6 protein-coding genes are annotated in these 7,261 nt (G+C 41.4%); all 6 read right to left on the bottom strand.

From position 1 onward, the window contains the following. Positions 1-60 precede the first annotated feature (60 nt). The 6 genes from DI53_RS04255 to ileS all read right to left on the bottom strand — a co-directional run bounded on the left by DI53_RS04255 (position 61) and on the right by ileS (position 7,112). Positions 61-585, bottom strand: a complete 525-nt coding sequence (locus tag DI53_RS04255; RefSeq protein ID WP_037495786.1) for an acyl-CoA thioesterase — start codon at positions 583-585, stop codon at positions 61-63. Beyond that, positions 582-1,520 carry an SDR family oxidoreductase gene (locus DI53_RS04250; protein WP_037495784.1) on the bottom strand — a complete coding sequence of 313 codons (939 nt, stop codon included), beginning with the start codon at positions 1,518-1,520 and terminating at the stop codon, positions 582-584. Before DI53_RS04250 ends, DI53_RS04255 begins: the two co-directional genes overlap by 4 nt. Then, complete coding sequence (locus tag DI53_RS04245; protein WP_037495783.1) at positions 1,508-2,461, bottom strand: M20/M25/M40 family metallo-hydrolase; 954 nt, start codon at positions 2,459-2,461, stop codon at positions 1,508-1,510. Before DI53_RS04245 ends, DI53_RS04250 begins: the two co-directional genes overlap by 13 nt. 133 nt (positions 2,462-2,594) lie before the next feature. Beyond that, entirely contained in the window at positions 2,595-3,245 is a 651-nt protein-coding gene (locus DI53_RS04240; RefSeq protein ID WP_037495782.1) for a lipoprotein signal peptidase, read from the bottom strand. 63 nt (positions 3,246-3,308) lie between these two features. Continuing rightward, positions 3,309-3,695, bottom strand: a complete 387-nt coding sequence (locus DI53_RS04235) for a TraR/DksA family transcriptional regulator (RefSeq protein ID WP_037495781.1) — start codon at positions 3,693-3,695, stop codon at positions 3,309-3,311. A gap of 3 nt (positions 3,696-3,698) precedes the next feature. Next, positions 3,699-7,112 (bottom strand): isoleucine--tRNA ligase, encoded by a 3,414-nt coding sequence (gene ileS, locus DI53_RS04230; protein WP_037495780.1) that lies wholly within the window; start codon positions 7,110-7,112, stop codon positions 3,699-3,701. Positions 7,113-7,261 lie beyond the last annotated feature (149 nt).

Here is a 7,261-nt window from a genome sequence, read left to right as displayed (position 1 = left end):
GGATTGAGGTTTATCTAATGAATTTTAGTCTTACTCAAGTTCTCAATCACAGTTAAACGCTTAGTCTCTCAATGCAGCGTTCACAATATTTTTGAGTTCGATGGCATCCTCTGGCTTAATTTTTTTACTCAATATCAGACGAAGAGCTCTTCGTTGTGATGCGCGCTCGTACAACTCTTGCTCGAGAGTTGTTTCGGGGATAAGCTCGGGTACCCATGTAGGATGATTCTCTTTATCAATTGCTACAAAGGTGTAATAGGCTTCATTAGACTTTTCCCTTGTTCCCTCAGGAAGATTTTGAGCAAATATCTCCATGCGCACCTCCATAGAGGTAGAGAATGCTCGTGTCACTTGTGCTTGTATGGTGACCACTTCTCCTAATTTAATCGACCGTTTGAACGATACATTATCTACGGAAACAGTCACTACTGGGCTGTTGGAATGCTTTTGCGCCGCCATGGCAGCGCAGATGTCCATCCAATATAGCAATCGGCCACCCATGAGGTTACCAAACGTGTTGGTATCATTCGGTAACACAAGTTCGTTCATTTCGGTGTAGGATTCCTTTGCAAATTTCTTATTCATACGCGGTTGTATAATGCTAATTGAGTCTTTATTTCTTCAAATGATTTTAGAAGCGATGTAGGGCGAAAGCCCAGTTCTTTCATTGATTTCGTTAGGATAAATCCTGTTTTGGCAGGCCTATTGTCTGCCTGTCCGATATCCGCAGCCGAAATGGGCTGGATCAGTTGCTTATTTAGCTGCCATGAATCGGCCACTTGTTCTGCAATTTCCAAAATACTGAAGAGTTGTTCGCTAGAAATATGATAGATTCCTGACGCGCGCTTTTCAACAGCTAGTATGCACGCATCCGCGAGGTCGTCAACCCAAGTTGGCATGCGCCATTGATCGCTAACAACCGTTATGCTTTCGCCTTGAGACAATTTGTTTTTTACCCAAAGTATAAGATTTGATCTTTTTGGATCGTTTATGACGCCATAGACCAGTATCGTTCGCAAGATTGCAGCGGTAGAATTTGTTTTCATGATGGCTTGCTCAGCAAGCCATTTACTCCTGCCGTAAGCATTACAGGGGTTGGGCATATCATTTTCATGATAGGGGCCATCCTTTCCATCAAATACAAAGTCGGTAGATAGAAATGTTAAATGTATCTCAAGTTTTTCGCAGAGGCTAGCCAGTTTGCCGACAAACAAGACGTTTACGCGTTCGCACAATAGTGGATCACGATCACAGGCTTCCACGCTGGTTATTGCCGCAGTATGGATAATGTGGGTAGGGGCGAAACTTTCCACAAGTTCATGAAAAGAAGCTTCATTTTCGATATCGCAAGCTTTAAATATGTAACCCAATATATTTGGATTTCGATTATCGCCTTTTGATGTGGCAAGTAGGCTAACATTCTCCACTCCCGCCAACTTATCAATCAGTTTTTGCCCAAGGAATCCATTAGATCCCGTTACGAGGATACGTTTTTCCTCATAACCTTTTAATTCGTCCATATGAAATCCATTTTAGCTTCGTTCATTGAATTGTCGATAACCTGTCTTTCCAACTCTAAAATGGAATGTAAAGCCTTATAATCAATTTTATCAGCATCATCCCCCGGCTTATGGTAGTCATCATGGCCGCCAGTGTGAAAGAACAATACAGGAACGTCTTTTTTATAAAAAGAAGTCTGATCAGAACCACCATTTCCATCCTTGCTGGTGTAAAACTTGATGTCGCTTTTGAGCCCCGCAAATATTGCTGGAAATTTTGAACTTGTGCCGTACCCTATGATGGCTAGTCCATTTTCAGGATTGTACCGGCCTATCATATCCATATTCAGCATCCAGTGTATATCTTTTAATGGTAGGGTGGGGTGTTGAGTAAAATATTTGGAACCCAATAATCCAAGTTCTTCCGCACCAAATGCTACAAATAGTAAGTTGCATTTTTCTTTTTCGTTGTTTGTTGCATAATAGCGCGCGAGTTCCAATAAACCAGCTACACCGGATGCATTATCATCCGCACCGTTGTGGATTTTTCCAACACCAAGCGAGTCTCTCGAGCTACCTTGATGTCCTTCCCCAAGATGATCGTAGTGAGCCCCCACCACAATTGTATAGGGTGCTCCATTATCGATGAAACCGATGATATTGTCTGCTTTGCGGATACTATCTTTTACCACGACCCGAGTAACCTTTGCCGTGAATGTTTGCCTGTAGCCTTTTTCGCCTTTAGGCGAAAGCCCGTAGCGCTTAAACTCTTTTTCAATGTAATTTGCAGCCTTTTGAACTTGTTTTGAGCCAGTTCCCCGACCTTTCATTTTATCATCTGCAAGAAAATAGATGTGTTTCTTTAAGCGTTCGGTATCGATCTGGGTAAAGGCCGCTTTTCCGAGTAGCAAAAACGATAAACAAAGTGTTACAGTTTTTAGATAGCGGAGTTTTTCTTTCATGTCCAAACTTAGAAAAATTCGTTATGATATGCAACTCGCCGCGAGAAGCCTAAGCAACGGGCGGCGTTCTTGCAGATCGGGCAGAGATGCTATAAAAAGAAACCCCGGATATCTATTGGACCCGGGGTTGCTGTTAATCTTCTAGTACTTCACTATTTGCGCTCTCTTTTTCAATATGCTCTTCTTTGAAATAACGTCGTTGGAATATCAATATCAAGAATACGCCGACAGAAATTGCAGAGTCAGCAACATTGAATACAGGCCTAAAAAATAGAAAATGTTCACCACCCCATACTGGTAACCAATTAGGAAATGTCCCTTCGATTAATGGGAAATACAACATGTCGACGACTTTTCCGTGAAAGAGCGAGGAATATCCTCCAGCTTCGGGAAACAAAACCGCTTTGTCATAATAGGTGCTTTCACTGAAAATAAGACCATAAAACGTTGAATCGATAATATTTCCTAGCGCTCCCGCGAATATCAATGCCACATTTAGTATAAATCCCCTATGGTACTTATTTTTGACCATATAGAATAGGCCATAACCAATCCCAGCTACCGCGATTATCCGGAATAATGTTAAGAATAATTTCCCAAACTCGCCTCCGAATTCCATACCCCAAGCCATGCCATTATTTTCGATGAAATGAATCAGAAATTTATTGCCCAAGACTTTAAAGTCTTGGCCAATGGTCATGTTCAGTTTTACCCAAAATTTAGACAATTGATCGACAAGAAGGATAACCGCAATGAGTACTAGTGGTTTTGTATAGCCTTTCATATATGTGAAAAATGAGGCAGTCCCAAAATATTGAGACATCCTCATCTTAAAATTCTTTAAAAATTAATACTGTTTGTTTTTAGCTTCGATGCTTAATGTCGTGTGTGGGACGGCTTTCAAACGTTCCTTTTGGATCAGCTTTCCGGTCTCACGGCAAATACCATACGTTTTGTTTTCGATACGAACCAACGCTGCTTCAAGATTATCAATAAATTTCTTTTGTCTCGCCGCTAACTGGTTTACTTGTTCTTTCTCCAGTGTTGCAGAGCCATCTTCAAGCGTTTTATACGTGCCTGCTGTATCATCCGTTCCATTGGCATTGCTGTTACTCAATGTCGATGTTAACGCAGATAACTCTTCTTTTGCAATGCGAAGCTTTTCCAGGATAATGTCTTTAAATTCCTGAAGTTCGGCATCGCTGTAGCGTGTTTTTTCGTTAGTCGTTCCCATAAATTAAATTTTACCAATTAATACCTTTAATTCTATACCATCGATGTCGATAGTATCCCCGGATTCAACTGTTTCGTTAAATTCAAAAGAGTTTGTTAGAATTTCGGTGCAAATATACGACAAATTATCATTGACAGCATCTTGAATTTCAGTATTTTGTGTTACGTTTACGTGAATTCTATCCGTAACTTCAAATCCTTTTTCCTTGCGAAGATTCTGTATTCTATTCACTAATTCGCGTGATAGACCCTCTTTCCTCAGCGCCTCTGTAATGTTAATGTCTAATGCTACGGTTAATTTTCCTAGATTTGCTACCTGCCACCCAGCAACATCTTCTGCGATAATTTCTACATCCTCCGGTTTGATACTATATGTTGTTCCAGCAAGCTGTAATGATCCTACTTTTTCTAATGTATTAATTTGTGAATCATCAAGATTTTGTATTGCTGCTGCGACAGTTTTCATATCCTTACCAACTTTCGCGCCAAGAACTTTAAAATTGGGTTTTATTTTCTTTTTAATAATTCCCGTAGTATCTGTGATGAAAGATATTTCTTTGATATTCGTTTCAGATAAAATTAGTTCCTTTACCTTCTCTACTCGCGCTTGGAAGGAGCTATCTAAAACAGGAACCAATATCTTGTTGAGCGGTTGACGAACGTTTATTCCCGTTTTTTTGCGCAAAGAGAGTGTTAACGAAGAGATATCTTGCGCTATAGCCATTCTTTCTTCCAAATCTTTATCGACTAAATCTTCACGGTAAGTTGGAAAATCTGTAAGATGCACAGATTCTTTTGTTTCCTTATTTGTCCCCGCTTGTAGATCTAAATAGAGCTGATCAGAGAAAAATGGAGATATTGGCGACATCAGTTTCGCTATCGTATCTAGACATGTGTAAAGGGTTTGATAAGCAGAAATTTTATCATCTGTGTACTCGCCTTTCCAAAAACGACGGCGACATAAACGGACATACCAGTTACTCAGATGTTCGTCAACGAAGTTTTGGATAGCTCGAGCGGCTCTCGTAGGCTCGTAATCCGCATAGCACTCGTCCACCTCTTTCGTGAGGCTATTTAATAATGATATAATCCAGCGATCGATTTCCGGGCGTTTTTCCAGTGCTATGTCCGCTTCACTATACGAGAATTTATCAATATTCGCATACAATGCGAAAAATGCGTAAGTATTATATAGTGTTCCAAAAAATTTACGACGAACTTCATCTAGGCCTTCTACGTTAAACTTTAGATTGTCCCAAGGTGCGGCATTACTGATCATATACCAGCGTGTGGCATCAGCGCTGTATTTATCGATTGTCGAAAAGGGATCAACGCCATTGCCCAGACGTTTTGACATCTTGTTCCCGTTTTTGTCCAGAACTAGACCGTTGGATATGACGTTTTTAAACGCTACCGAACCACGGATCATCGTTGATATAGCATGCAAAGTGAAAAACCACCCTCTTGTCTGATCTACACCTTCAGCAATAAAATCTGCCGGGAAGGCTTGCTCGAATCCATCTTTGAAAGGATATTCGTCGCCGTTTCTAAGCTTTTCGTGATCCAAGCCCCATTGCGCGTAAGGCATTGCTCCCGAGTCAAACCAAACATCTATTAGATCGAGCTCACGAAACATCTTTTGTCCGTTTTCGGATACCAAGACGATATTATCTACGTATGGTCGGTGTAAGTCCAGCGCTTCTGTATCGAACTTATCAAGATATTCTTGGTTGATGGCTTTTTCTTCTGCACTTAAAACTGACGATTCAATAGCGTAAAGCAATTGGCTTTTTAGCTCAGGAAGTGACCCTATACAGACTTCTTCGTTTTCGTCGGTAGATCGCCAAATCGGAAGCGGTGTGCCCCAATAGCGTGAACGCGAAAGGTTCCAGTCTACAAGGTTTTCCAGCCAATTCCCGAACCGACCTGACCCCGTGGATTCCGGCTTCCAATTGATGGTTTTATTTAAGCCTACCAATTGCTCTTTAACGGCCGTGGTGCGAATAAACCAACTATCAAGTGGATAGTATAAAACGGGCTTGTCCGTACGCCAGCAATGTGGGTAGGTGTGTTCGTATTTCTTGACGTCAAACGCCTTGTTTTCCTCTTTTAATTTGATGGCGATCAAGACATCCGTAGGGCGAAACTCTTTGTCTGCGCGCTCTTCAGCACTGTAATATTCTTCTTTGACGAAACGTCCGGCGAAATCAGTGACTTCTTTCACAAACCGGCCAGTACGGTCCACTGTAGGGACATCCTTTCCATTCTCATCTTTTACCAAAATCGCTGGAATACCGTTTTCTTTGCTTACGCGAAAGTCATCCGCACCATAAGTAGGTGCAGCGTGTACGATACCTGTACCGTCTTCGGTCGTTACAAAATCACCCGGGATAACGCGAAATGCATCTCGTTGTAATTCCTCGCTGGTGATATAGGGCAATAACTGCTGGTAGCGCAATCCTACAAGTGCTTCGCCCTTAAATTCACTCGCTACCTCCCAAGGTATAACTTTAGCGCCTACTTGAAAATCCTGAAACGATGCTTCCTGACCTTCTGTCTTAAAATGCTTGCTGATCAGGTTTTTAGCCAAAATAACGGATACCGGCAAACCCGTGTATTGATTAAATGTTTTGATTTTAACGTAGTCGATGTTTTTGCCGACAACCAATGCCGTGTTACTTGGTAATGTCCAGGGAGTAGTTGTCCAAGCGATAAAGGCTACATCCTCTTCTTCAGACTCCACTAGCGTGCTAATCAAAGGGTGCACTTGGCTCTTATCCAAGCGAAACTCTGCTACAATGGTTGTGTCTTTCACATCCTTATATGTACCCGGTTGGTTCAATTCATGCGAGCTTAAACCTGTTCCGGCGGCTGGAGAGTAAGGCTGTATCGTGTAGCCCTTATACAGCAATCCTTTTTTGTATAATTCCTTCAGAAGATACCATAAAGTCTCTATGTATTCATTCTGATAGGTGATGTAAGGGTTTTCCAAATCAACCCAATATCCCATTTTTTGTGTAAGATCATTCCACACATCGGTATATTTCATTACCTCTTTCCGACAGGCTTCATTATAGGCTTCCACGGAAATCTTTTTGCCAATATCTTCTTTAGTAATGCCCAAAGTTTTTTCTACCGCAAGTTCGATAGGCAAACCGTGCGTGTCCCATCCACCTTTACGTTTTACTTGGAAGCCTTTCAAGGTTTTATAACGGCAGAAAATATCTTTAATAGAGCGAGCCATAGCATGGTGGATACCAGGCATGCCATTCGCAGAAGGAGGTCCTTCATAAAATGTGTATGGCTTACTTGCCGGACGATTCGAGATACTCTTTTCAAAGATGTTATTCGACTCCCAACGCTTCAATATTTCTTTCCCTATTTCTGGCAGATTTAACTGCTTATATTCCTTGTACATCCGAATTTACTGTTGTTTTATAAAGGTCGCTAATTTAACGATTTTTAATTTAAGAAGAAATAGCTAATAATACGGTAACCGGGCTCGATTTAGGGGGGTATTGGCGAGGAAAAACGGTTTTAGAACGACGTGGGAAAACGGTGCATCCG

The sequence above is a fragment of the Sphingobacterium deserti genome, from assembly GCF_000757725.1.
In the GTDB taxonomy this organism is placed as follows: Bacteria; Bacteroidota; Bacteroidia; order Sphingobacteriales; family Sphingobacteriaceae; genus Sphingobacterium; species Sphingobacterium deserti.
The sequence above is the reverse complement of the archived record's forward strand: the minus strand, read 5'-3'. Positions and strand labels throughout refer to the sequence as shown.

Excerpts from the sequence above, each read along its gene's own strand:
- DI53_RS04240 (WP_037495782.1), bottom strand. The coding sequence starts at position 3,245 with ATGAAAGGCTATACAAAACCACTAGTACTCATTGCGGTTATCCTTCTT.
- DI53_RS04245 (WP_037495783.1), bottom strand. The coding sequence starts at position 2,461 with ATGAAAGAAAAACTCCGCTATCTAAAAACTGTAACACTTTGTTTATCG.
- ileS (WP_037495780.1), bottom strand. The coding sequence starts at position 7,112 with ATGTACAAGGAATATAAGCAGTTAAATCTGCCAGAAATAGGGAAAGAA.
- DI53_RS04235 (WP_037495781.1), bottom strand. The coding sequence starts at position 3,695 with ATGGGAACGACTAACGAAAAAACACGCTACAGCGATGCCGAACTTCAG.
- DI53_RS04255 (WP_037495786.1), bottom strand. The coding sequence starts at position 585 with ATGAATAAGAAATTTGCAAAGGAATCCTACACCGAAATGAACGAACTT.
- DI53_RS04250 (WP_037495784.1), bottom strand. The coding sequence starts at position 1,520 with ATGGACGAATTAAAAGGTTATGAGGAAAAACGTATCCTCGTAACGGGA.